General features: G+C 73.0%; 17 protein-coding genes. 5 read left to right on the top strand and 12 right to left on the bottom strand.

Annotated elements, in window-relative coordinates:
• Window positions 1-18 precede the first annotated feature (18 nt).
• Window positions 19-1,017: a LacI family DNA-binding transcriptional regulator gene (locus tag ACMW4R_RS01625; protein ID WP_418298962.1), complete on the bottom strand. Its 999-nt coding sequence runs from the start codon at window positions 1,015-1,017 to the stop codon at window positions 19-21.
• A 201-nt stretch (window positions 1,018-1,218) separates the two neighbouring features.
• On the opposite strand from ACMW4R_RS01625, the gene ACMW4R_RS01620 reads away from it, so the two are divergent.
• The 3 genes from ACMW4R_RS01620 (at window position 1,219) to ACMW4R_RS01610 (ending at window position 8,660) form a co-directional block, all read left to right on the top strand.
• Window positions 1,219-2,253: an agmatine deiminase family protein gene (locus ACMW4R_RS01620; RefSeq protein ID WP_418298961.1), complete on the top strand. Its 1,035-nt coding sequence runs from the start codon at window positions 1,219-1,221 to the stop codon at window positions 2,251-2,253.
• On the top strand, window positions 2,250-3,950 hold the full coding sequence (locus tag ACMW4R_RS01615) for an amidase (RefSeq protein WP_418298960.1): 1,701 nt from the start codon (window positions 2,250-2,252) through the stop codon (window positions 3,948-3,950). Before ACMW4R_RS01620 ends, ACMW4R_RS01615 begins: the two co-directional genes overlap by 4 nt.
• Before the next feature lie 78 nt (window positions 3,951-4,028).
• Window positions 4,029-8,660 carry an SCO7613 C-terminal domain-containing membrane protein gene (locus ACMW4R_RS01610; protein WP_418298959.1) on the top strand — a complete coding sequence of 1,544 codons (4,632 nt, stop codon included), beginning with the start codon at window positions 4,029-4,031 and terminating at the stop codon, window positions 8,658-8,660.
• Between the two features lie 368 nt (window positions 8,661-9,028).
• On the opposite strand, the gene ACMW4R_RS01605 is transcribed toward ACMW4R_RS01610, so the two are convergent.
• The 11 genes from ACMW4R_RS01605 to ACMW4R_RS01555 form a co-directional block, all read right to left on the bottom strand.
• A complete protein-coding gene (locus tag ACMW4R_RS01605; RefSeq protein WP_418298958.1) occupies window positions 9,029-10,339 on the bottom strand; it encodes a hypothetical protein in 1,311 nt (436 codons plus the stop codon).
• A gap of 228 nt (window positions 10,340-10,567) precedes the next feature.
• Window positions 10,568-14,755, bottom strand: a complete 4,188-nt coding sequence (gene eccCa, locus ACMW4R_RS01600) for a type VII secretion protein EccCa (RefSeq protein ID WP_418298957.1) — start codon at window positions 14,753-14,755, stop codon at window positions 10,568-10,570.
• Window positions 14,752-15,546 carry a hypothetical protein gene (locus ACMW4R_RS01595; protein WP_418298956.1) on the bottom strand — a complete coding sequence of 265 codons (795 nt, stop codon included), beginning with the start codon at window positions 15,544-15,546 and terminating at the stop codon, window positions 14,752-14,754. Before ACMW4R_RS01595 ends, eccCa begins: the two co-directional genes overlap by 4 nt.
• On the bottom strand, window positions 15,543-16,892 hold the full coding sequence (locus ACMW4R_RS01590) for an EsaB/YukD family protein (RefSeq protein ID WP_418298955.1): 1,350 nt from the start codon (window positions 16,890-16,892) through the stop codon (window positions 15,543-15,545). Before ACMW4R_RS01590 ends, ACMW4R_RS01595 begins: the two co-directional genes overlap by 4 nt.
• Window positions 16,889-17,164, bottom strand: a complete 276-nt coding sequence (locus ACMW4R_RS01585) for a hypothetical protein (RefSeq protein ID WP_418298954.1) — start codon at window positions 17,162-17,164, stop codon at window positions 16,889-16,891. Before ACMW4R_RS01585 ends, ACMW4R_RS01590 begins: the two co-directional genes overlap by 4 nt.
• A complete protein-coding gene (locus ACMW4R_RS01580; protein ID WP_418298953.1) occupies window positions 17,164-17,976 on the bottom strand; it encodes an FHA domain-containing protein in 813 nt (270 codons plus the stop codon). Before ACMW4R_RS01580 ends, ACMW4R_RS01585 begins: the two co-directional genes overlap by 1 nt.
• A 188-nt stretch (window positions 17,977-18,164) precedes the next feature.
• Complete coding sequence (locus ACMW4R_RS01575; protein ID WP_058596540.1) at window positions 18,165-18,476, bottom strand: pore-forming ESAT-6 family protein; 312 nt, start codon at window positions 18,474-18,476, stop codon at window positions 18,165-18,167.
• A gap of 17 nt (window positions 18,477-18,493) precedes the next feature.
• Complete coding sequence (locus tag ACMW4R_RS01570; protein WP_058596539.1) at window positions 18,494-18,826, bottom strand: hypothetical protein; 333 nt, start codon at window positions 18,824-18,826, stop codon at window positions 18,494-18,496.
• Between the two features lie 121 nt (window positions 18,827-18,947).
• On the bottom strand, window positions 18,948-19,523 hold the full coding sequence (locus ACMW4R_RS01565; protein ID WP_058629808.1) for an HhH-GPD-type base excision DNA repair protein: 576 nt from the start codon (window positions 19,521-19,523) through the stop codon (window positions 18,948-18,950).
• A gap of 92 nt (window positions 19,524-19,615) precedes the next feature.
• Window positions 19,616-19,897 (bottom strand): hypothetical protein, encoded by a 282-nt coding sequence (locus ACMW4R_RS01560; RefSeq protein WP_058614900.1) that lies wholly within the window; start codon window positions 19,895-19,897, stop codon window positions 19,616-19,618.
• 382 nt (window positions 19,898-20,279) lie between these two features.
• The gene (locus tag ACMW4R_RS01555) at window positions 20,280-21,611 is read right to left on the bottom strand and encodes a glutamyl-tRNA reductase (RefSeq protein ID WP_058596536.1); all 1,332 of its coding nucleotides are present in this window, start codon (window positions 21,609-21,611) and stop codon (window positions 20,280-20,282) included.
• 100 nt (window positions 21,612-21,711) lie between these two features.
• Here ACMW4R_RS01555 and hemE point away from each other — a divergent pair, with 100 nt between their 5' ends.
• Complete coding sequence (hemE, locus tag ACMW4R_RS01550) at window positions 21,712-22,779, top strand: uroporphyrinogen decarboxylase (protein WP_081319222.1); 1,068 nt, start codon at window positions 21,712-21,714, stop codon at window positions 22,777-22,779.
• Entirely contained in the window at window positions 22,776-24,278 is a 1,503-nt protein-coding gene (hemG, locus tag ACMW4R_RS01545) for a protoporphyrinogen oxidase (protein ID WP_418298952.1), read from the top strand. The genes hemE and hemG overlap by 4 nt, the downstream gene beginning before the upstream one ends.
• Window positions 24,279-24,349 lie beyond the last annotated feature (71 nt).

The following is a 24,349-nucleotide window of genomic DNA, read 5'->3' as shown; positions in this document are numbered from 1 at the left end:
GAATCCGGCGCGCGCCGCCTATGGTCTCGCGGTGCTCGCGCGCACGACGAGCCGCGGGAGCCTGACCTGCACGCGGTCGGTCGGGGGATCGGCGTCCTGGACCGCGGTGAACAGCTCGAGGCAGGCCGCGCCGACCTCGCGTGCCTCGAGGTCGAACGATGTCACCGTCGGGGTCAGCAGCGCGTGCATCGGCTCATCGACGTACGCCGCGAGCAGGAGGTCGGCGCCGACCCCTCTCCCGGCGCGGTGGGCGGCTTCGAGGGCGGGTGCCGCCGACCCGCTCGGGCCCACGATGAGGGCGTCGACACGCTCCGTCGCCAGGATGTCGCCCACGGCCGCGTCGACTTCCTCGGCGGTGGGAATGAAGCCGATGGCGCGTGAGATCGGGATGCCGCCGCGCTCGGCGGTCCACGTCTCGTAGGTCGCGGTGAGCTCGCGACTCCACGCGGTTCCCGCGGCGGGGAGCACCGCGGCGATGCGTCCGGCGCCCCGGTCGGTCAGATGGTCGAGGAGTCCGCGGAGGGCGCTCTCGTGGTCATAGACCACGCTCCCCGCGACGCGTCCCTCTCCGCCGACGAGGTGCTCGGCGCTGATCACCAGACGGCCGGTGTCGAGGATCGCGCGGACCCCGGCGTCGTCCGTCGTCCCGTCGACCACCACGTACCCGTCGACGAACGCCGTCGGCGGGGTGTCGTCGTCGGCCTCGCGATGCGGGAGCAGGATCACCGAGAGACCGCGCCGGTCGGCGGCGTCGACCACCCCGAAGGCGAACTCCGTGTAATACGGCAGGCGCGTCGCGCCCGGCGGGAGGTACAGCCCGATCGCACCGTATCGGGCGGTTCGGAGGCTGCGCGCGGGCGCGTTGACGACGTAGCCCAGCGCGCGGGCGGCGGCGAGCACGCGCTCCCGCGTCTCGGGGGAGACGCCGGCCTTGTCGCGGAGCGCGAACGACGCGGCGGCGATCGAGACGCCGGCGGCGGCGGCCACGTCGTGCAGCGTCGGTTTGCGGGGCGTCACACGGCCCGACAGTACCCGACGTCGAATCGACTCTTGCGCCGACGTCGACTTAAACGTTTAATGTCCCTGAAACACCCCGAGTCCACGGGCTGAAACACCGGTTCCGTAGCCTCGGGCTCGAGCAGGGGTGATCGACGACGATCCACCTCGCCGTCCCCCCGCACGCCGACCCCGATTCCGACCGAAAGAGATGGCCCGCCGATGAGCTGGCGCATGCCGAGCGAGACAGCCCCGCAGACCCGAACCTGGATGGCCTTCCCCGCGGAGGGACCCACCCTCGGCGAGACCGACGCCGAACGCGAGGCCGGTTACGCGGCCTGGACCGCTGTCGCCCACGCCGTCGCCGAGTTCGAACCCGTGACGATGGTCGTCGACCCCGCCGAGGTGACTCGGGCGCGACGCATGCTCTCGTCCGAGATCGAGATCCTCGAAGCGCCGGTCGACGAGTTCTGGATGCGCGACGCCGGCCCCACGTTCGTGCTCGATCCCGAGCGCCCGGGCGTGCTGGGAGCGGTCGTCTGGACGTTCAACGGCTGGGGCGACCACTGGTGGGGCACCTGGCGGAAGTCCGCCGCACTCGGTCGGTTCGTCGCCGAGGCGGCCGGCGCGGAACTCGTGTCGTCTCTCCTGGTGAACGAGGGGGGCGGCATCCACGTCGACGGCGAGGGAACGGTCTTCCTCACCGAGACCGTGCAGCTCGACCCGCGGCGCAACCCCTACGCCGACCGCGCGCGCGTCGAGGCCGAGATGCTCCGCACGATCGGCGCGACGCACGCGGTCTGGCTGCCGCGCGGGCTGTCGCGCGATTACGAGGACTTCGGCACGAGCGGGCACGTCGACATCGTCGCGACGATGCCCTCGCCCGGAGTCGTGCTCCTGCACGACCAGCGCAACCCCGCGCACCCCGACCACGCCGTCTCGGCCGAGCTCCGTGCCTTCTTCGGGGAGCAGACGGATGCCGCCGGCCGCCCGTTCGACATCGTCGACCTGCCCGCGCCCGCCACGATCCGCGACGCCGACGGCGACACCGACTGGAGCTACGTGAACCACCTCGTCGTCAACGGCGGCGTGATCGCCTGCGGCTTCGACGAGCCCGAGGCGGACGATCGGGCGCGCGGCATCCTCGAGGAGGCGTATCCGGGACGCCGGGTGGTCACGGTCGACGCCCGCGAACTGTACGCCCGGGGCGGCGGCATCCATTGCATCACCCAGCAGCAGCCGGAGGTGGGCTCATGATCGAGGTCACCGAAGCGACCATCGCCCAGCTCGCCGCCGCGCTCGCCGCGGGCGAGACCACCGCGGTCGAGCTCGTCGACGCGCACCTCGCGCGCATCGCCGCGTACGACGGGCCGGACTCCGCGACGAAGTTGAACTCCGTCGTCGTCCTCAACCCCGACGCACGGGCCGAGGCCGAGGCATCCGATGCGCGTCGCGCCGCGGGGCAGGCGCGCGGCCCGCTCGACGGCATCCCCTACACCGCGAAGGACAGCTACCTCGTGCGCGGTCTCACCGCGGCATCCGGCAGCCCGGCGTTCGCCGATCTCGTCGCGCGGAGCGACGCTTTCACCATCGAGCGGCTGCGTGACGCGGGCGCCATCTGCCTCGGGCGCACGAACATGCCCCCGATGGCCAACGGCGGCATGCAGCGGGGCCTGTACGGACGGGCCGAGAGCCCGTACAACGCCGACTACCTCACCTCGGCCTTCGCCTCGGGCTCGTCGAACGGCTCCGGGACGGCGACGGCCTCGTCGTTCGGCGTCTTCGGTCTCGGCGAGGAGACGTGGTCGAGCGGGCGGGCCCCGGCATCCTGCAACGGACTCTGCGCGTACACCCCCTCACGCGGCGTGATCTCGGTGCGCGGCAACTGGCCGCTGGTGCCGACCATGGACGTCGTCGTGCCGCACACGCGATCGATGGCCGACCTGCTCGCGGTGCTCGACGTCGTCGTCGCCGATGATCCCGAAACGCGCGGCGATTTCTGGCGCGCGCAGCCGTGGGTGCCGCTGCCGGCCGCGTCCGAGGTCCGGCCGGAGTCGTACGCCGCGCTCGCGGCCGACGCCTCGCTGGTGGGTAAGCGGATCGGCATCCCTCGCCTCTTCCTCGGCGGGGATCCGCTCGTGGGCACCGGTCCGAAGGGCGTGGGCGGCCCGACGGGGGAGCGCATCGAACCGCGGCCGTCGGTGATCGCCCTGTGGGAGGCCGCGCGCGCCGACCTCGAGGCCGCGGGGGCGATCGTCGTCGAGACCGACTTCCCCCTGCTGAGCAACTACGAGGGCGACCGGCCCGGGGCGCCCACGATCGCGACCCGCGGTCTGGTGTCGCCCGAGTTCCTTCATCGCGAGATCGTCGACCTGTCGGCGTGGGCGTGGGACGACTTCCTCCGCGCGAACGGACACCCCGGCCTCGCGGTCGTCGACGGCGCCGAGATCTTCCCGCACCCCGAGGGTGCGCTGCCCGACCGCTACACGGGCTTCGACGACGACATCGCCGTCTACCCCGCGCACGTGCGCGAGCACCCGGTGACGGCGTTCACCGAGATCCCGCACCTGGAGGAGGGGCTGCGCGGTCTGGAGGAGACCCGGCGCCGCGATCTCGAGGAGTGGATGGATGCCGAGGCCCTAGACGCCCTCGTCTTCCCGACGCAGAGCGACGTCGCGCCCGCGGACGCCGACGTGAACCCCGCCTCGGCGGACATCGCCTGGCGCAACGGCGTCTGGGTCTCGACCGGCAATCTCGCGATCCGCCACTGCGGGGTGCCGACCGTGACGGTGCCGATGGGGGTGATGGGCGACATCGGGATGCCGGTGGGCCTGACGTTCGCCGGTCGGGCCTACGACGACACGTCTCTGCTGCGATTGGGCGCGGCGTTCGAGGCGCTGCGTCCGCGGCGCGTGGTGCCGCCGCGGACGCCCCCTCTGCACACGCGGGGCTGAAGCTCCCCGGCTGTGGACAACCTCTCCCGGCGCGGACGCTTCGCTAGCCTGGAGCACGACCGACGCCGAGGGGGGACCATGACGGAAGTCGCGGGAGGGCACGGGGGCAGTCACGGGAGGGCGTGGCCGTCGCAGCCCGAACTACTGACCGACACATCGCGCTGCCCATGGTGCTTCGCGCCGATCACGGCGTCGCCGTGCGCGACGTGCGGACTCGATCTCAGCGACCCGCGAACCTTCGACGTCCTGTCGCTGTCGCAGCACATCGCCGGTCTCGTGCACGCGCGCGACGAGGCGTTGCGAGTGATCCGAGCGGATGCCTCAGCGCGGGCGGGCGCGGCGGCTCCGGCCTCCTCGGCTTCTCCGGGCGCAGCTGCTCCCGCGGCGGCGCAGGTTCCTGCTGCCGAGGCTCCGGTTCCTGGTCCCGATGCGTCTGCCCCCGACGCTCCGGCCCCTGCTCGCGAGGCGCCCGTTCCCGCGGAGGAATCGGCCGGCGCGCCGGTTCCCGGTTCCTCGCCGGTTCCCGATCCCGAGCCGGTTCCCGATTCCGCCCCGGCCGGCGTGCCGGCGCCGGGCTCCCGGCCCCCGATGCCGGTGGCCGCTCAGGCGGCGGCGCCCCCGACGTTCACGGCCCCTCCCGGGTTCGCCCCTCCGGGTGAGCTGCACCCGTTCCCGGGTGCCGGGACCGCGCAGCCCGCGGGCGGTCCGAGCGAGGGCGGACCGGCCTTCCCTCCGCCGACGCCCGTCGAGCCCGCCAAACCGCGTCGCTCCGGCGTGCAGGTCTTCCTGCTCTCCGTGGGCGTCGTGCTGCTCGCTGTGGCCGCGGCGTTCTTCCTCACGGTGGCGTGGGTCAGCGGTGGTCTCGTCCTTCGCTCGATCATCGTGGGCGCTCTGACCGCGGGCGTGATCGTCACGGCATCCGTTCTGCGCCGTCGACGACTGACGGCCACGGCGGAGGGTATCGCGCTCCTCGGAATAGCCCTCGTGGCGCTCGACGTGTGGGCCGTGCGCGCGAACGACCTCGCCGGGGCGTCCGGTGCGGACGCGCGCGTCTACTGGGGGTGGGCGGCGGTTCTCGCCGGCATCGGGTTCGTCGTGTGGGCGCGGTTCGCGGGTCTCCGTGCACCGCTGTCCGCGGGCGTCGCGTCGTTCGCGGTCGGCCCGCCTCTGGTCGTCGCGGGCCTCCTGTCCCGCGATGTCACTCTCGGGTGGTACGCCGCGGGACTGACGATCCTCGTCCTCACCCTCGCCGCGCCCCTGGTGCGGCGGCTCGCCCGGGCCGACCTCGGATCCGTCGCGATCGAGACCACCGCCCTGCGTGCGTTCGCGGGAGTCGGCGCGGTCCTCGCCCTGATCTCCGCGCTCGTCCTCGACCCCGAGAGCGCGTGGACGCCGGTCGCCGCGAGCGTGCCGCTCGCCGCGCTGCTCGCCGTGCACGCCGGCGCGTTCCTCCGCACCGGTGCGGCTCCCGTCGCGACCGTCGCGGCGCCGTTCGCGGTGCTCGCTCTCGGGTCCGGTGTCACGGCCACGGTCGTCCGTCTCGCGGATGCCACGGTCACCGTCACCGTTCCCCTCCTGGTTGCCGTGGTCATCGCCCTCGCTCTCGAAGCCGTGGCGGTTCGTATCGGCACCGGAGCCGCTCGAACGGCTCTGCTCGCCGGTGCGCTGACCGCGGCCGCGGGCGCGGGGTTGGCCGCGGTGGCACCCTTTCTCTGGGCACTCGCGGCGCTTGGCGCTCCGTTGAGTCTCCTGCTCCCGCTGTTCGGCGAGTCCGCTTTCGTCGTGAACGACGTGGATGCCACGAGCACCGCGGCCGTCGTCTCGCTCGTCGCCGCGGTGGTGCTGGCTGCCCTCGTTTGGCGTCTCACCGGGCGCGGCGCGAGTCGCCGTCTCGTCGTGTGGTGGGCTGGCGCGGGCGTTCTGCTCCTCGTCGGTCCGCAGTGGCGTGTGGGCCTCGCGATCGTGCTCTGGTACATCGCGTTGGCGATCACCGGCGTGGTGCTTTTGAGGCGGCGACGGGGCGATGTCGCGGTGTCCGCCGTCGCGGGGAGCCTCGCGCTCCTGACCGGCTGGGTCCTGTCCTTCTCGTCGCCCCTGGCGTGGACCGTCGCGACCCTCGGATTCCTCGTCGTGCTGTGGATGCTGGCATCCGTCACCCCCTTGGCACGCGTGCCCGCGACCGGGGTGTTCGTCGCCTTCGCGGCGGGCAGCGCGTGGCTCGTCCCCGCCGCGGCGCTCGAGGGTCTCGGTCTCGAGGTCGTCGGTCTCGGGCCGCTCGAAGCCGTCGGGTCTGTCGCGTCGATCTGCCTGCTGCTCGCCCTCGCTCCCTGGCGTGGTCCGCTCGCGCCTCCGCGTGGATGGGACGCCGGACAGCGCGAGGCGGCTGCCTTCGTGGGACTCGCGATCGTCTTCCTGTCGGCGGCGGTCTTCGCGGTGTTCGGCAACACCGATCGCGCCGCGTCGACGTGCTGGGCCGTGATCGGCCTCCTTGCCACCGGCGCCGCGGCGTGGATCGTCCTCGGCCGCGCGTGTCGCTCCTGGGTGGTTCTGCGGCCCGGGGCGGCGGTCGTCTGGCCGCTGCTCGCGATGATGGCGACCCTCGCGATCATCCGCCCACTCGAGCCGGTCGAGCTGGTGCCGAGCGTCGCGGTCGCGTCCGTCGCCCTCCTTGCCGCCGCGGTGGCGCTGGCTGTCCTGCGGGGCGACGTTCGCACGCGGATCCTCGTCGACGCCGGAACCGGGGTGGTCGCTCTGCTGTCGGTGACGGCGCTCGCCCCGCGCGAGAGTGTCTGGCTTCCCCTCGTCGTCGTCGCGATCACCTCGCTGATCTGGTCCGTGGATGCGGACGGGCTCTTCGTCTCACGCAGTTTCCGGCGTCACCTCGTCTGGCTCGCGGTCGCGCTGGCGACTGGCGCACTGTGGCTGCAGTTGTCGTCCGAACGGGTCGAGACGGTCGAGGTGTACACCCTCCCGCTCGCGGGCGTTCTCGTGCTGCTGGCCGCCGCGAACGAGCGTGCGCGGCGCCGTGTCGACGGGCGCTCGGTCGCCGCGCCCGCCGTGATCGCCTTCGCCGGAACGGCGCTGGCGCTGGTCCCCACGGCGGTGACGGATGCCGACGACACCGTCCGCGTGATCGTCGCGGGCGTGGCGGGCGCAGCGCTCCTCGTCGCGGGCGCCTGGGTGCGTCCGGCTCGGACACCTGACGTGCTTCCGCTCGCGGTCGCCGCTGCGGGCGCGCTGTCGCTCCTTCTCGTGTGGGGGGCGCAGCTGCTCCGCGTCGCCGAGCGCGGGGAGTCCGGTGGCCCGCTCCTCGATGGGCTCGTGCTCGTGGTCGCCGCGGCCCTGGCCGCTGCAGCCGTGGGGTGCGGGCGTCGTTCCGCGCGCTGGACTCTGCCGATCGGACGCGGAGCCGTCATCGCGGCGGCCGTCGTGCTGACGGTCGGCGAGACCGTCCTCGTCGCGGTCGATGCCGGCCCGATCGTGCGGGCTGTCCTCGCCGTGCTCGTCCTCGGCGCTGCGGGGGCCGCGGCGCTGCGCATGCGGCATGCGCTGACCGGTATCCCGGTGGTGTCCGTCCTCCTCGGGGGAGCGGCGCTCGTCGCCGTGACCGGCCTCGGCGCGGGCATCCGCCCGATCGAGGGGATGACGCTGCCCCTCGCCGCCGTGCTCCTCGCCGCCGCAGCGGGGCTGCGGGAGCGGCCCCTGACCCCGATGGCGACGGGCCTCGCGAGCCTCGGAATCGGTGTGGCTCTCCTCCCCTCCGCGGCCCTCGTCGCCGACGAGCTTTCGCGCGCGATCGCGGTTCTCGGTGCCTCGGTCGCGCTTCTGGTCGCGGCCGCGCTCGTGACGCGCGCGGTGCTGCGGCCGCTTGTCCTGCCGACGCTGGGAGTGGCGGGTTTGGCTCTCGTGGTTGCGGGCGGCGCGCGCGGTGTCGTCGACCTCGACCGGCCGGCGTTCGACGCCTGGGTGCTCGCGGTGGCGGTTCCTCTCGTGGTCGTCGCGGTTCTTCTGCGGCGCCGGGGCGACGCCGTCCCCGCCTTCGCTTCTCCCGCGGCCGTGCTGACGGCGCTGGGATTCGCGGCGCTCCTCTCCGCCCTGCGGCTCGCGGCGGTGGGTGACGAAAGCCTTCGTGCGGCGGTGACGATCCTCGCGATCCTCGCCCTCGCGGTGCTCTGGAGTGGAGCGCACCGCGCGCTCGTGTTCTGGGCCGGAGTGGGCGTCGCGGCGGCGCTCGGAGCCGTCGCCCTCGTCACGGGATCCGCCGATCCCGTCGAGCTCGTGACGGCGCCGATCGCGGCCGTGCTCGTGTGGCACGGCATCCGTTCGCTCCGCGCTCGTCCCGAGCTCCGCAGCTGGCCCGCCCTCGGTGTGGGTCTTGCCCTGTTGCTCGTCCCGTCTCTGCTGTTCGACTTCGTCGGCGACAACGCGCTCTGGCGCGTGATCGCGCTCGGCGCCGCCGCCCTCGCCGTGCTCTTGGTCGGCGCCCGCTCCAAGCTCCAGGCGCCCGTCCTGCTCGGCGGGGTCGTGCTGATCGTGCACGCCATCGCGCAGCTCTGGCCCTGGATCGCCTCGATCTACGAGAGCGTGTCAGGGCTGTGGTGGCTGTGGCTCGGGATCGCGGGCGTGCTCCTCATCGTCGTCGCGGCCACATACGAGCGCCGCATCCGCGAGGTGAAGGCCGCCGCTCTCGCGATTCGCGCGCTGCGCTGACGCGGGGCGGGGCTGGGCTGGGTGGGGTGCGGCTGGGTGGGGTGCGGCTGGGTGGGGTGCGGCTGGGTGGGGTGCGGCTGGGTGGGGTGCGGCTGGGCGCTGTGCGCGGGTTCGTCGCGCTTCGGCGCGGTGCGCCCGCTCCGGCCCGGCGCACGGCCGCGCATCAGATTCGGAGATGTGCGCCGGATTCGGATCAACCCGCGCTCGTGGTCCGGATCTGCGGCGCATCTCCGATTCTGCGTACGCGTCCAAGCCCGCCCGCGCACACGCCGTGCCGCGGCAACGCGAGCGCCGCGCCGGATACGTGCCGAAACGCGCGTGCCCGCGACCCGCTGTGTACGTGCAGCAACGCGCGGCCCCGCGCCGCCTCAGCAGCTCCCGTCGACCCAGGTCACCGACTCGGCATTGTTCTTGTCGAGCTCGGCGAAAGCGGACGTGACACCCGTCGCGACGGTGTTCGTCCCCTTCCGGAGGACGCCGCTCGGGTCGAGGGTGAGCAGCGTGCCCACCGCCGTGCTGTCGGCCGGGACGGTGGCATCCACGCTCCCGGAGGGGAAAGCGGACCCGGTGTCGGTCCACATGCGGCGGTGTATGCCCGCGGCATCGACGTAGGTCACGGTGAGGTAGTTGCTCTTGTCGAGCTCGGCGAAGGCGGAGGTGACACCCGTCGCGACCGAAGTGGTGCCTTTGCGAAGGACGGCATCCGGGCCGAGCGTGAGGAGGGTGCCCACGGCGACGCTCCCGGCGGGCACTGACGAATCGATGCTCGCGGAGGGGTACGGCGCTCCGCTGTCGGTCCACATGCGGCGGTGCATGCCGGTTCCGTCGACCCAGGTCAGGGTCTGGTAGTTGTTCTTGTCGAACTCCGCGAAGGCCGAGGTGACGCCGCTGGCGACCGTGGTGCCCACGCGACGGAGCACGCCTCCGGGGTCGATGGTGAAGAACGTGCCCACCACGACACTGTCCGCGGGCACCGTGGCATCCACGTTCGCGGTGGGGTACGCGGCTCCGGTGTCGGTCCACATGCGGCGGTGCATGCCGGTCGAGTCGACGTAGGTGACGACGAGGTAGTTGCTTTTCTCGAGCTCGGCGAACGCCGACGTGACGGTGCTCGCGACGGTCGAGGTACCGCGGCGAAGAACACCGCTGGGGTCGAGAGTCACCAGCGTCCCGACCGCGCGGCTTCCCGTGGGCACCGTGGCATCCGTGCTTCCGGAGGGGTACGCGGCTCCGGTGTCGATCCACATGCGGCGATGGAGCCCCTGCGTGGTGGTGCTCGCCGGGGAGGTGAGGGTGGCGGTGGCCGTGGCATCCGTGGTCGTCGCTGTCAGGACGCCCGTGCTTCCCGCCGTGTGGACGCGGAGCGTCGGGAGGTCGACGCGGCCGATCGTGTCGGAGACTCCCGTGAACGTCGCGGCACCGTTCTCGAACCGGTAGCCGGTCGAGGCGGTGACCGTCACGCTCGTACCGGCCACGGCGATCCCGTTCGCCGTGACCGTCACGTACGCCCCCGTGATGTCGGCGCAGAGGGTTCCGCTGTACGTCGACCGGTCGAAGGTCAGCGTCGTCGTTGTGGACGCGGATGCCACGGGCACGAGGGTCGCAGCGGCCACTGCCGGGATGCTCCAGGCGGCGCCGACCAGCACCGAGCGGCGACTCGGAACCGGGGGAGTGGTCATGGAAGGAGCCCTTCGAAGAGGCGGAGCGGACCGTCGATTCTCTCGTCGGGCTGCGCCTCCGACACGACTTGCGCTGCGCCCCCGGCCGGGTGAATGGCGCGCGGCGAAGGGCGGCTGATCCGTCCGCGGGGCGGTTCACGCGGGCGCGAATTCACCCGCCCCTTCCCCGTCCGCGCCGAGTCTGGTGGCATCCTTTCGCCCACCGACCTCGCTCCCCGGCGATCCCACCTACGGGTTGCGGTGGGCTCTCCGTCGGCGGGTCAACGGCGGCTCATCGCCACCCGTCGCAGCCGTCCCGGTCACGGATGCCGCGGACCCGGAGTCCCGTCCGGAGCCGACCGGCCCGGCTGGGAGGGTCCCGGATGTCGAGGGCTCCGCGTCCGGTGCATCACCGGCCTCGGGCGAAGGCGCCTTGCCGATCGTCGCCGCGTCGCCGAGCACCGCCGATTGCTCGGCGGCATCTCGCGCCTCCGCGGTCGCACCCTCCGATGCATCCACGGCCGCCCCTTCCCCGGCGCCTTGCCCCGCGACGAAGTTCGCCACCTGCACCAGCGTCGGCCGCTCGCCGCGCCGCGCGAGACGGCCGCGTCCGGCGATCATGGGCTCCGCGTAGAGCTTCGGCAGGATCGCGCCCTCGGAGCGGTCGCCCGACATGATCAGAGCCGTGCCGCCGGTATCGCGGATACCCTGCAGCGCCGCGTCGAACATCGCGCGCGCGGCGCCGGCCACCGGCCGGCTGACCACGACGTTCAGGCGCAGATCGCGAGCCGACGCCAGGTAGGGCAGCAGGGGGCGCAGGGGCTCGGTGCCGCCGGCGGAGAGGATGTCGAAGTCGTCGGCGATCACCAGGATCCGCGGGCCCGCATCGCGGTCGCTCTGGCGTTTCTCGAGCTCGACGGCGATCGACTCGGCGAGCAGGCGCGCCTGTCGTCCCGACGACGCGTGTCCGCCGAGGTACGCGTCCGGCACCTCTGACACCAGCTCGCCGCGCGCGTCCACGAGCGCGACGACGAGCTCCTCGGGGGTGTGCCGGTCGATCGCGCCGCGCACGATCCCGCGGAGGGCCGTGGTCTTGCCGCAGCGGCTGTCGCCCAGCACGAGCAGGTGCGGGTCGCGCGTGACGACATCGAGCAGCACGGGCTGCATCGTGTCTTGGCGGAGCCCCAGGGGCACGGCATCCGGTTCGTCGATCGCGTCGGGCAACTCCGCCGGCGACAGTTCTTCGGGCAAGAGGCGGATCGGAGCCGCGCCCTGACCGCCCCAGCGCGCCGCACTCTCGCGCGCGAGCTGTTCGAGCGCCTCGCCCGTGTCGCCGTCGTCGACTTCTTCGAGCAGCGGGAGGGCGATCTGCGCGAACAGCTTGTCGTCGGTGAGCACACGGCCCGGCTGATCGGCCTTGAGCGTCGTCGAGAGCTTGCGGGCGATCTGCGAGTCGGCGGGATCGTTGAGCTTCAACTCCAGGCGCGTGCCGATGAGGCCCTGCAGGTTCATGCGCAGCTCGTTCCACCGCGAGAGGGCGACGACGACATGGATGCCGAAACTCCCACCCCGCTCCAGGAGCTGGGCGAGCGGCGCCTCGAGGTCGTCGAAGTCCTGGCGCAGCGCCCCGAGCCCGTCGACGAGGAGGACGACGTCCGCGCTCGGCAGCTCGGGCAGACGCCCTCGCGCGTGCTGGCGGCGCATGTCGGCGAGCGAGTCGAGACCGTGGTCGCGGAAGACGCGCTCGCGCGTCGCCAGCATCGCGGTGAGCTCCTCGAGCAGGCGCGTGAGGCGCTCGCGGTGCCCGCGCGTGGCGACGCCGCCGACGTGTGGGAACGGCTCGATGCGCGCGAGGCCTCCGCCGGTGAGGTCCATGCCGTAGATGCTGACCTGACGCGGCGAGTGCGTGAACGACAGCGACGCCGCGAGGGTGCGCAGGAACATCGAGCGTCCCGACTGGGGTGCTCCGGTGATCGACACGTGCCCGCCGGAACGGGTGAGGTCGAGCATCCAGGGTGACTGCGTCTGCGTGGAGGGGTTGTCGAGGAGGCCCATCGGGGCGCGGAGCGTCCCGGCGCCGTCGGCCTGCGGCAGCACGCCGCCGAGCGTGAGGACGGGCGGCAGCGGCGGCAGCCAGACCGGCCGCGTGCGGGTGGCGCCGCGGGCGAGACGCTGGGTCGCCGCCTGCACGAGGGTACGGCCGGTGGTCGGGGTCTCGGGCTCTGCGCTGTCGAACTCCTCGGCCTCGACCTCGTGCTCGGGCAGGTCGTAGGCGGGAAGCGGCAGGACCGGCGGTGCGTCGTCGTGTCGCGGTCCGGCCTCGACGGGGTCGGGAACGGGTCCCGAGACGTAACCGGCGCGGAAGCGGGTGTAGACCGAGGTGTCGACCTTCAGGTAGCCGAAACCGGGGATGGCGGGGAGGTGGAAGGCATCCGGGGTGTCGAGCACGACGGACGACTCCGCTTCCGAGAAGGTGCGCAGACCGATGCGGTACGAGAGGTAGGTGTCGAGACCGCGGAGGCGACCGCCCTCGATGCGCTGGCTCGAGAGCAGCAGGTGCACCCCGATCGAACGGCCGATGCGTCCGATGGTCAGCAACAGCTCGACGAAGTCGGGCTCGGCGGTCAGCAGCTCGCCGAACTCGTCGATGACGAGGAAGAGGTGCGGCAGCGCGGGCAGGTCGGGTCGCTCGCGGCGCATCTGGCGATAGTGACCGATGGATGCCGCGTTCCCGGCATCCTTCAACAGGCGCTGCCGGCGCACGACCTCGCCCTGGATGCTCGAGCGAGCGCGCTCGGTCAGCTGCGGGTCGTCGGCGAGGTTGTCGATGATGCCCGCGACGTGAGGGAGCCGTGAGAACGGCGCGAACGCCGCGCCGCCCTTGTAATCGACGAGGATCATGCTGAGGTCGTCGGGCGAGTGGGCCAGGGCGAGCCCGAGGATGAGCGTGCGCAGCAGCTCGCTCTTTCCGGAGCCGGTCGCGCCGATGCAGATCCCGTGCGGGCCCATCCCGAGCTGCGCCGACTCCTTGAGGTCGAGCAGCACAGGGCCGCCCCGGTCGTCGACGCCGATGGGCACGCGAAGGAACTCCGCGGCGCTGCGCACCCGCCACGCGGCTTTCACGTCGATGGCATCCACGTCGTCCACGCCCAGGAGCTGCGTGACATCGGGGGCGAGAGAGGTGCCGGCGTCTTCGGCGGAGGTGCGGGTGAGGCGGAGCCCCGCGAGCGGGCGCGCGATCACCTCGAGCGCCTCGCTCGAGACCGGGTCGATCCGGATGCCGGTGGCCGGGGCCTCGCCCGAACCCGGTGTCTCGATGGTGGCGATGCCTTCCGCGACGGTCACGCGCACCCCGACGGTGGGCGGTTCCTTCAGCCTGTCGTCCACCACGTGGACGACAGTGATGCCGAGGTCGGCCAGACTCAGCGCTGCGTCCAGACGGGGCACGGTGGTCGCCGCGCCCTCGCCCTCGTCGATGACGACGATCAGGCGCCCAGGCTTCGTGCGGCGCCCCGCGCGTCGGGAGGCGGCGGCGGTCGCGACGCGGTCGCGGAGCTCGGCGCTCAGGAGCGAGAGGAGGTCGTCGAGACGGGGAGCAAGGCGCCGCGCGGCGACGGCTCCGTTCGGAGGAGCGTCCGACGACAGGTGGGGGACGAGGTCGAGTCCGCGCCAGTCGTCCAGCCGATGCGGCGCGACGACGGCCGCGATGTGCACGTCATCGGGCGAATGGAACGCGGCGATCTGGGCCACGAGGGCGCGCGCGGCGGGCAGGGTGTCAGCTCGGTCGCCGACGATCGACACGTGTCCGCCGCCCTCCAAGTCGACGGTGGCCGGCATCCCCTGGGCGACCCCCGCGAGGCGGACCATCCGTTCCGCCGACTCGCGCATGACCGGGTCGAAGGGCTGCACGGGGTTCTGTTCGGCGGGCAGGGCCACCTCGACGGCCCGGAGGTCGCCCGTTCCGATTCGCACGCGCAGGAAGTCGGCGTCGCCGGGGCGTCGTTCCCAGCGCCGCGCCGGGTCGGCTCCGATCTCGACGAGAGTGCCGGGGGCGGGGTTCAGGGCCAGGGCTGCGTCGCGCTGCCGGTCGGCCCGCTCCCGCACCGTCTCGCGCGTCTCCTCGAGGTAGTCGAGATAGCGTTCGCGCTGCACGCGCCGCTGGCGGGCGGCGTTGCCCCGCTGCGTGAAGGCCATGCCGAGACCGCCGACGATCGCGACGACGAGGATGACGGCGCCGACCACCACCATGATCGGGTTGTTGCGCAGCAGCACGATCATGGTGATGGACGACAGGCTCCCGACGATCGGCAGAAGCGACTGCAGGGGGAAGCCGGTCGGTCCTTCGCCGATCGGCGGGGGCGGGGCGAGGACGACGTCGTCGGCGGGTTCCACGGGTTCACTGATCCGCGCCGGGCGGTGCACGATCCGGACGTTCACGCGGCCGTCTCCTCGGCGCGCACCAGGGCAGCGGCCAGACGCACGATGGCGCGGTGGGTCAGAGAGCGCCGAGCAGCGCCGCCCGCCCGCAGGCCCGGGTCGAACGGCACGGCGATCACGGGATGCGGCGTTCCTGTGGCGACGGCGCGGGCCACGGCGTCACCCTCGCGCGCATGGTCGACGAGCGCCAGCACGACCGTCGGCGCTTCCGGCAGGCCGGCGATCGCGGCCACCACGGACCGCGCGTGTTCGACCGGAGACCGACGCCCGTCGCTGACGAGGCACACGACGTCGCACAGCGCGGCGCACGCGGCGAGGTCGACGAGCGGATGCCGAACCCCGAAGTCCGTGATCGCGACGTCGAAGAAGCGGGTGATGGGGGCGGCCTCACCGAGCCAGGTGCCGACCGCGTCCGTGCTGTCGCGCGGGCGCAGCGCGACGACCCCGCCGGAGACCTCGAGCCCGGACAGGGCCTCGGCGGTGGTGCGCGCTCCCGCGCGCGTCTCGTCGGGAGCGACGGGCGCGGCGCCGAGGCGTGGGCCGAGTCCGTCGTCACCGGACGAGACGTCCACCGCGAGCACGGGGGCGCTGCGCCGTGCGGCGACAGCCCGCGTGAGCTGGTGGGCGACCGTGCTCGTCCCGGCCGCGGGCGACAGGGACAGCACCCCGATGCGACGCGTGGTCGACAGACTGCCGCGGATCGCGGCATCCCAGGCGGTCAGTTCGATACGCCCGTTGGCGCCGCTGCCGAACACCGCGGTGGCGAGGGCGCGGGAGTCGAGCACGGTCACGGCTGACCGCCGAACATCGCCAGCAGATCGGCGTAGACGCCGAGGGATCCCACGAGCAGCGGGAGGAGGGAGAGGACCGCGAGCGACTCGACGATGTTGCCCACCCCGCGCAGGCGCGCGCGGACGTGTGGCCGCGGGCGGACGAGCACCGCTGCCGCGATGATCGCGGCTCCCCCGGCGGCCACGGCGGTGCCGATCCACCCTCGATCGCCCGACAGCAGCACCAGGAGCGCTGCCGCCGCGATGGTGCCGGCCGCCGCCCACAGCAGCCAGCCCTGCGAGCGGAGGGGGAACGCGCGCGTGCGCAGCGCGGCGACGAGGAACAGGGCGAGCGCGAGCAGCTCGGTCCAGATCGTGCCGGAGAGGGCGAGGACCACGCCCGTCACGCCGATGATCGACGCGGTGGCCGCCACGCTCCACGTGAGCGCCGCGTAGGCCTCGTCGATCGCCGCGAAGGTGCGGCGGCGGGTGGGCGGGGATCCCTCGGCGGCGCGCTGATCGAGATCGGTGAGGCCGGCTGCTCCCAGCGCGATCCAGGGCAGCGGGCCCGTCGCGAAGGCCGCCACGACGCCCGTGATCGCCGCTGCCGAGACCACGTCGACCCACGCGAGCACCAGACCGAGGAGCAGCGAGGCCAGGACGGCACCCACGGCGCCGCCGGCGGCCGCTCCCCGTCGATGATGAGCGACGCCCACGGCGAGCACGACGGCGGTCGAGCCGACCGCGATCGCCGCGGCGATCCCGGCGACGAGGGTGGCGGTGGCCGGGTATCCGGCGGCCGCGAGCGCGGCGGAGGTCGCGGTGCCCACCGGCAGAACGAGTCCCGCGGCAGCCGCCGCGACGCACACCGACAGCCGGCGGAGACCGCCGAGACCGAGCGCGATCGTCACCCCGAGCAGGAACAGCGCGGCCCCGAGCAGGCTGAACGCGCCGACGGCCGGCGCGTTCCAGGGCGCCGTCCATCCGGCCAGGGCGAAGGCGACGGCGATCCCGACGGAGCCCGCGACCGTGCGAGAGCGGTCGTCCCACCGGTCGGGCCGCGCGTCGTGCGCGTCGGCGGCGGCGTCGGTGACGTCGATCACCACGGGCGGTGGGGGAGCGGCATCCAGTCGCACGAGACGTACGAGCGACCCGTCGACCAGGTCGAGCTGCTGCGGCGTGAGGGCGATGTCGATCTGCTCACCGTCGGGCGCGACGACTGCGAGCGGCCGCGCCACGGTTCCCGCGGTCTCGCCCAGCAGGTCGATGAGGCGCGGAAGAGCCGCGCCGAGGGGCTCGGTACGGGGGACGACGACCTCGACACGGCGCTGCGCGCCCGCCACGGTCACGCGGGTGTAGATGCTCACGGGGTCGGGGCTCCGGTCGGGGTGGGGACGGTAGACGGGGTCTGCACGGTCGACGAGGTCTCCGCTCGCTCGCTCAGCAGCTGAGAGACGAACGACACCCCGACGCACGCTGCGCACGCGACGGCGGCGATGACGATCGTGCCCATCAGCCGTTTCGCGTGGTCGTTGACGGTGCGGCGCTCGCCGATGTGGCCGTAGAGCAGGGCCGACCCCAGACGCATGCGCTGGATCTTCGCCTGCTCGATGAGCACCGCGTCGCGTTGGTCGGGCATCAGTGGCCTGCCTCTCGGATGGTCAACACGCGATCGCCGATCTCCAGCGTCACGGTCCCGGGCACGGGCGTGCGCTGGTGCGCGAGGAGCGGCGTCGATGCTCCTGCGCCGCGCACTAGCGTGCCGTTGGTCGAACCGAGGTCGGTGACCCACACCTGCCGGCCGTCCCACTCGAGGCGGACATGCGACTTCGACAGCGTGCGGGACATGTCGGCCCAGCGGTACACCTGCGCGGGGGCGTCGGCAGGAGCGACCGGATCGCGTCCGAGCACGAGCGCCGTATCGAGCGAGAGGCGTTCGCCCGAGTCGAGAGCCAGGGTCGGAACCATCCCGCGGCGCGGACGGACGGATGCCAAGGCCCCACCGCCGTCGTCGGGGAACGCGAACGCGGCGATGGCGGGGGCGAACGGGTCGCGGCCGCGCCGCAGGTCGTACGCTCCCAAGGCCCCGCTGACGAGCGCGAGGAGCGCGCCGGGTCCGGCCGCTGCTCCCGTCGACCGACGGACGAAACGGATGTCGACGGTGACCGCTCCGAGTGTGCGCCCGGTACGGCCGAGCAGGCAGACGGTCGCGGTGAGCAGGACGAGCGCGACGGCGATGAGGACAGTGCCCACGACGGGGAGACCGGCGATCGCGACGGCGATGCCCGCGGCCAGGACGGCGAGGGGCATCACGATGTCGAGCGCCGCCGCGCCGCTCAGCTGCCCCGCGTGCGCCCGCTGCGTGAACACGAGCGGGTCGACGTCGGCGAGGCGCAGCGCCTCGTTCGTGGTCATGCCGCCTCCCTGGACATCGACCAGTACCTTCTTCATGCGTCTCTCCTGGCCCCGCGGGCTTGACCGCACCGAGAACGTCCCCCGGCGCCGGCCTCTTCTCGAGCCCACGAGCGTGATCCCGCCGCACATGGGACCTGCTTTCGCGGGTGCGACCGGCGGGGAGAAGTCCGTCGCGAAACGGCGACGGCGCCGGACGCGAACGCCCGACGCCGTCGTGTCGCGTGTCAGCCGATGGACTCGACGGCGGCGCGAGCCTTGCCCAGCGCCGCCTGTGCGGCCTCGTCATTGCGCTCGAGGGACGAGCGCAGGGTCTGGATAATGCCGCGTACCTCGGCGGCGGCGTTCTTCCAGCGCACTTCCTTGCCGTGGTAGTCCTCGGACACCCCGTCGGCGGCGTAGTCCGCCATCGCGGCCTGCACGTCGCGGTCGCGCTGATCGATCAGCGACTCGAGCTGGGCCGCGATGCGGTTGAAATTGTCTTGAGCGTTCTGCGAGGCCGCGACCGAGTAGTCGCGACGATCGGCCTGGTTCACCATGCGGGCGTCTCCTTCTCTCAGCGTGCGCCGAAGCGCGCGGCGTCGAACGACGAACCGGACTCGAGGCTCGTGGTCTCGTCGACCATGGCCGCCTCGCCCTCCTGGAACGAGCGGTCCATGCCCGTGATGCCGGTGAGCACCCCGTCGAGCGAGAGCTGGAGTTCAGCCGAGATCTCGTCGGTGCGGGACTTGAAGCGATCGAAGGCTGCGCGACCGGCGCCCTGGAACTGTCCTTCGAGAGGCTCCGCGGCCTCGAAGAGCTGGCGGACGAGCAGTGAGAGCTCGTCGCTCGAGCCCGATGTTGCCTTGCTCAGCACGCCCAGCGTGCTGGAACCCATTGCGAACTTCACGAGAGACCACCCTTCGGTCGTGAATCGGGGATGACGAACGAGTCGACATTAATCAGGTCGTCACGGCCGAGGAAGCCGATGTGGAGGACTCTCCCCAAACCCTCATCTTGGGGAGGAGGAGTCAGGAAGCGCCCTCGCGCGCTGCTGCTTTGGCCGCGCGCTTGAACTCGCGCACCTTGGTCAGCGACTCGGGGCTCGTGATGTCGGCGACGGAACGGAACGACCCGTCCTCGCCGTACGGAGAGGCGGCGTCACGCCATCCTGCGCCGGTGAAGCCGCGCTGTTTGCCCAGGAGCGCGAGGAAGATCTTGGCCTTCTGCTCGCCGAATCCGGGCAGTGCCTTCAGGCGCTTCAACACCGTTGCGCCGTCGGGATCGTCGCGCGTCCAGATCGCCGCGGCATCCCCTCCCCAGTCCTGCTCGATCGCGGTGCACAGTGCCTGCACGCGCTTCGCCATTGATCCCGGGAAGCGGTGCACCGCGGGAGACTGCGAGAAAGCAGCCGCGAAGGTGTCGGGGTTCTCGTGCGCGATGGTCGCGGCATCCATCGTTCCGGTGCGCTCCTGGATCTTCAGCGGTCCGGCGAACGCGGTCTCCATCGCGACCTGCTGGTCGAGGAGCATCCCGATGAGGAGCGCGAGGGGATTGCTCGAGAGCAGGTCGTCGGCGGCGGGGTCGTCGGTGATGCGCAGGCTCATGCGTCCATTCTCGCGCGGCCGTCCGCATCCGTCCCGCGTCGCGCCGCCCCGCGTCGCGCTTCGCGCGGCCCGCCTCGCTCAACCGGCCTCGCTCACTCGGGCTCGGCGATCCACTTCTGCGCGAAGGGCACGGCATCCATCTCGCCGAGGTCGGCCGTCACCTCGGTGAGCTGCTTCTCGAAGTGCTCGACGTCGCCGGGCGGGAGCCGCTTGACGAGAGAGCCATCGGCCCGACGGATCACGACCTCGCTCACCGACGGCGCATCGGTCCCGGCGTCGAAGAGCCCCATGACCACCGTCGCCGCCCAGCGCAGGCCGTTGCCGGAGCGCTTCTCCCCGGCGACGCGGTACACCTCGGATGCGGGAGTGCTCATGGCGTCCATCCTGCCCGACGGGGTGCTGCTTCTGTGCCGACTTTCGTGACGCCCGGAGGATCAGGGACGAAGGGAGGAGGGATGCCGGGGGTGAGTCCTCCGTTCGTCCCAGGTCCTCCGCCGGTCACGGTTTCTCGGCCCACAGACCCCGCGGGGAGGAGTTTCAGCGACGGGAAGGCGGATGCCGCAGCCTCCCGCTCCCCGAAGTCCCTCCGCAGCCCCGTGCCGGTGGCAGTGGGAGGATCAGGGACAAAGGGAGGACGGATGCCGGGGGTGAGTCCTCCGCTCGTCCCGGATCCTCCGCCGGTCACGGCGCAGCGCACCCGCGCCGCAGCGCACCCACGCCGCAGCGCACCCGCGCCCGGCCACGCAGCGGAACGCGTCAGCCCGCGTCGGCCACCGGGCGCTCGGCGGAGGTCGCGGACTCGGCGACCTCGATTCCGAACAGGGCCGAGAGGGCGTCGATGTACTCATCGGCGCGCCCGGTCTCGGCGAGCTCGTGCGCGCGTGTGGTGGGGGTGTGCAGCAGCACGCCGACGAGGTGACGCAGGGCCTGTTCGGTCTGGCCGCCCTCGTCGCCGCGGGCGCGGACGCGCGCGACCTCGGCGTCGAGAACCCCGAAGACGTGCGCGCGCAGGGCGACGACGGCGGGGGTGATGTTCTTGCGCTCTCCCACCGAGACGAAGCGGCGGGCGGCGTCGCGGACGAGGTCGCGCGCGGCATCCGTCGCCTGCAGCTCTTCGAGCGGGGCGTGGAGGCGGATGGTCTCGAGGTCGAGCAGATCGACGCCGGGCACCGTGGCGACGTCGGGGTCGACGTTACGGGGCAAGCCGAGGTCGATCACCAGACGGCGACCCGAGTGGTCGACCGGGCAGCCGGTCGCTGCGGGAGCAGCCGCTTCGACCGCGGTGCGGCCCGCGGCGAAGGTCGCGGCGCTGACGACGTGGTGCTCGCTCGTCGTGCACGTGATCACGAGGTCGGCGTGCGCGACGGCCATGGGGAACGTCTCGGCCGACACGGCGTGCAGGCCGTGCTTCGCGGCGAACTTCGCGGCGCGGCCCGAGGGCGAGTGCACCGAGATGTTCTCGGCGCCCTGGTCGCGGAGGGCGGCGACGGTCGCTGCGGCGTAGGCGCCGGTTCCGACCAGCAGCACGCGCTGGGTCGACCAGTCGGCGATGCGGCTGCTCGCGAGCTCGAGGCCGAGGCGCACGAGCGATCGCCCGGCCCGGCCGATCGCGGTGGAGTTCTTCACACCGCGTTGAGCCTCGGACGCCCGCTGGAAGAGTCGCTCGAGTTCGGCCGAGGTCGTTCCCTGCTCGCGCGACTCGGTGAGTGCGCGGCGCACCTGGCCGGCGATCTCGCCCTCGCCGACCACGACGGATTCGAGCCCGGATGCCACGGCGAACAGGTGCTCCGCGACCTCGCTGCCGCCGAGAACGGTGTATGAGCCCTCGAGCTCGCGTGCGGGGACGCCCGTGGCGCTCTCGATCGCCGCGAGGGTGGCTTCGACGCCGAGGGCGACACCCGCGGTGACCGGCTCGTCCATGTCGACGTACGCCTCGAAGCGATTGCAGGTGGCGACGACGACCGCTCCCTGCACGCACTCGCCGCCGTGCTCGGTGATCAGCGGTGCGACGGGGCTGCTGGGTACGCTGAGTCGCTCGAGGAGCTCGAAGGACGCGGTCTTGTGACTCGCGCTGACGCACAGCAGCACCCGATCATTCTACGCCCGGGGTGCGAGGGGTGTTCCGGACGGCCGCTCGACGTCGAGGCATCCCCTCTTCGTGCGTACGCCCGATGGGAGAATGGATGCCATGGCCACCCCCGATGCCCCTCTTCTGCGCGCCCTTCGCGGCGACCGTCCCGAACGGCAGCCCGTCTGGTTCATGCGGCAGGCGGGGCGATCGCTCCCCGAGTACCGCGAGCTGCGCGTCGGGACCCGCATGCTCGACGCGTGCCTCACGCCGCACCTCGCGGCCGAGATCACGCTGCAGCCGATCCGCCGCCACGACGTGGACGCCGCCATCTTCTTCAGCGACATCGTCGTGCCGTTGCGCCTGGCCGGTGTCGACGTCGTGATCGAGCCCGGGCGCGGCCCGGTGTTCGCCGACCCGGTGCGCACGGCCGACGACGTCGCGCGCATCACGGCGATCGACCCGGATGATGTCGCCGCGGCTGCGGAGCCGGTGCGCGAGGCCGCCCGCCTCGTGACGGCCGAGCTCGACGACGCCGTGCCCCTGATCGGCTTCGCCGGGGCGCCGTTCACCCTCGCGGCCTACCTCGTCGAGGGCGGCCCCTCGAAGGAGCACCTGCGGGCGCGCGGCATGATGCACGCCGACCCCGCGTCGTGGCACCGCCTGGCCGGCTGGCTCGCGCGCGTTTCGCGCGCGTTCCTCGACGCGCAGATCGACGGCGGTGCGCAGGCCGTGCAGCTGTTCGACTCGTGGGCCGGGTCGCTGTCTCCCGCGACCTTCCGCGAGTTCATCGCTCCGCACTCGCACGGGGCGCTCGAGGGCATCGAGGTGCCGCGCATCCACTTCGGCGTCGGCACCGGGGCCTTCCTCGACGACATGCGCCTGGGCGGGCTCGCCGACGCGGTCGGTGTGGACTGGCGGATGCCACTCGACGAAGCCGCGGCCCTCGTCGGCCCCGACGTGACGCTCCAGGGCAACCTCGACCCGGCGCTGCTCGGAGCCCCGTGGCCCGTCCTCGAAGCCCACGTCGACGACGTGCTCGCGCGCGGACGCGCGGCGCGCGCGCACATCCTCAACCTGGGACACGGCGTTCCGCCCGACACCGACCCCGCCGTGTTGACGCGGATCGTCGCGCACGCGCATGGCGAGCTCGCGCACGGCGAGACCGAGCTCGGGGCGAACGCGTGAGCGACCCGCTCGCGCGCCTCGCGCGGCAGGCGTCCGAAACGCACGTCGTCGTGGCCGGGGGCGGGATCGCCGGCCTCGTCGCGGCCCGGGAGTGCGCCAAGGTCGGGCTGCGCGTCACCGTCCTCGAGGCCTCCGAGGCCTTCGGCGGCGTGGTCCGCTCGGCGGAGGTGGGCGGTCTCACCCTCGATGTGGGGGCCGAGAGCTTCGCGACGCGCGGCGGCGTGGTCCGCACCCTCCTCGACGAGCTCGGACTCGCCGACGCCGTCGTCTCCCCGAACCCCGCCGGTGCCTGGGTCGCGGGAGTGCCGGGGGTCGGGGCGGCTCCTCTGCCGAAGGGTGGGGTGCTCGGCATCCCGGACAATCCCTTCGCCCCCGACGTCCGCCGCATCATCGGGTGGAGCGGAACCTGGCGCGCCTACCTCGATCGCCTGCGGCCGCCGCTGACGATCGGGCATCAGCGCAGCCTCGGCACGCTCGTCCGCACCCGGATGGGCGCGCGTGTGCTCGACCGCCTCGTCGCGCCGGTCACGAGCGGGGTGTACTCCGCGCGGCCCGACGACATCGACGTCGATCTCGCCGCGCCCGGACTGAACGCCGCCCTCACCCGCACGGGCTCGCTGTCGGGCGCCGTCGCAGAGATGCGTCTCAGCCGTGCCGACGCCAAGCCCGCCGATGCCCCGGCCTCCGACGTTCCCGTCGCGGACGGCCGCAAAGCGCCCGCTCCCGGTGGGGCCGTGCAGGGCATCGCCGGGGGGATGTCGCGCCTCGTCGACGCCCTCGTCGCTCAGCTGGTCGAGCTCGGGGTCGAGCTGCACACGGAGGCGTCGGTCGACGCCCTCGAGCCGAACGGCACCGGGTGGCGCGTCGTGATCTCCGGTGACGCGGAACCCCTCGACGCCGAAGCCGTCATCATGGCGCTCCCCGAGGGGCCCGCGCGAGCTCTCCTCGCGCCCGTCGTGCCCGCGCTCGAGGTGGGCGACCCCGTGGCCCCCGTGGTCGAGGTCGTCACCCTCGTGCTCGACGCGCCCGTGCTCGACGCCGCCCCTCGCGGCACCGGTGTGCTCACCGTGCCCGGGAGCCACGTGGCGAAAGCTCTCACGCACTCGACGGCGAAGTGGGACTGGGTTCGGGATGCCACCGACCCCGGCGTCCACGTCGTCCGGGTGTCGTTCGGAGCCCAGGGCGAAGAGCCGGCGACCGCCGACCTCGACGACGATGCCGCGGCTCGCCTCGCGCTGTCGGAGGCGGCGGCGATGTTCGGCGTCGAGCTGCCGGCATCCACCCTCCGCGCCGCGCGGCGCGTGCGCTACGTGCAGTCGCAACCCGCGGCCACCATCGGTCGCGCGGCCGAGACCGCCGCGGCGCGCGGAGCGGTGCACGCGGTGGCGGGCCTCGGGGTGACCGGGGCATGGGTCGCGGGGACGGGGCTCGCCCAGGTCATCCCCGACGCGCGCGCCGAGGCGGACCGGGTCCGCAGCGCCGCCCTGTGGCATCACTGACCGGCACTCTCCTCGCGGAGATGTCGCGGTCTGTCAAGGGCGGATGCCGGAATCGGAATACGTGACTATCG

Origin of the sequence: Microbacterium sp. S1037, from assembly GCF_048381605.1 — a bacterium.
Taxonomy (GTDB): domain Bacteria; phylum Actinomycetota; class Actinomycetes; order Actinomycetales; family Microbacteriaceae; genus Microbacterium; species Microbacterium testaceum_B.
The sequence above is the reverse complement of the archived record's forward strand: the minus strand, read 5'-3'. Positions and strand labels throughout refer to the sequence as shown.

Coding starts and splice junctions, on each gene's coding strand:
- ACMW4R_RS01585 (WP_418298954.1), bottom strand. CDS start 17,164: ATGCCCGACCAACGCGACGCGGTGCTCATCGAGCAGGCGAAGATCCAG.
- ACMW4R_RS01575 (WP_058596540.1), bottom strand. CDS start 18,476: ATGGTGAACCAGGCCGATCGTCGCGACTACTCGGTCGCGGCCTCGCAG.
- ACMW4R_RS01560 (WP_058614900.1), bottom strand. CDS start 19,897: ATGAGCACTCCCGCATCCGAGGTGTACCGCGTCGCCGGGGAGAAGCGC.
- ACMW4R_RS01565 (WP_058629808.1), bottom strand. CDS start 19,523: ATGAGCCTGCGCATCACCGACGACCCCGCCGCCGACGACCTGCTCTCG.
- ACMW4R_RS01610 (WP_418298959.1), top strand. CDS start 4,029: ATGACGGAAGTCGCGGGAGGGCACGGGGGCAGTCACGGGAGGGCGTGG.
- ACMW4R_RS01620 (WP_418298961.1), top strand. CDS start 1,219: ATGAGCTGGCGCATGCCGAGCGAGACAGCCCCGCAGACCCGAACCTGG.
- hemE (WP_081319222.1), top strand. CDS start 21,712: ATGGCCACCCCCGATGCCCCTCTTCTGCGCGCCCTTCGCGGCGACCGT.
- ACMW4R_RS01615 (WP_418298960.1), top strand. CDS start 2,250: ATGATCGAGGTCACCGAAGCGACCATCGCCCAGCTCGCCGCCGCGCTC.
- ACMW4R_RS01605 (WP_418298958.1), bottom strand. CDS start 10,339: ATGACCACTCCCCCGGTTCCGAGTCGCCGCTCGGTGCTGGTCGGCGCC.
- ACMW4R_RS01580 (WP_418298953.1), bottom strand. CDS start 17,976: ATGAAGAAGGTACTGGTCGATGTCCAGGGAGGCGGCATGACCACGAAC.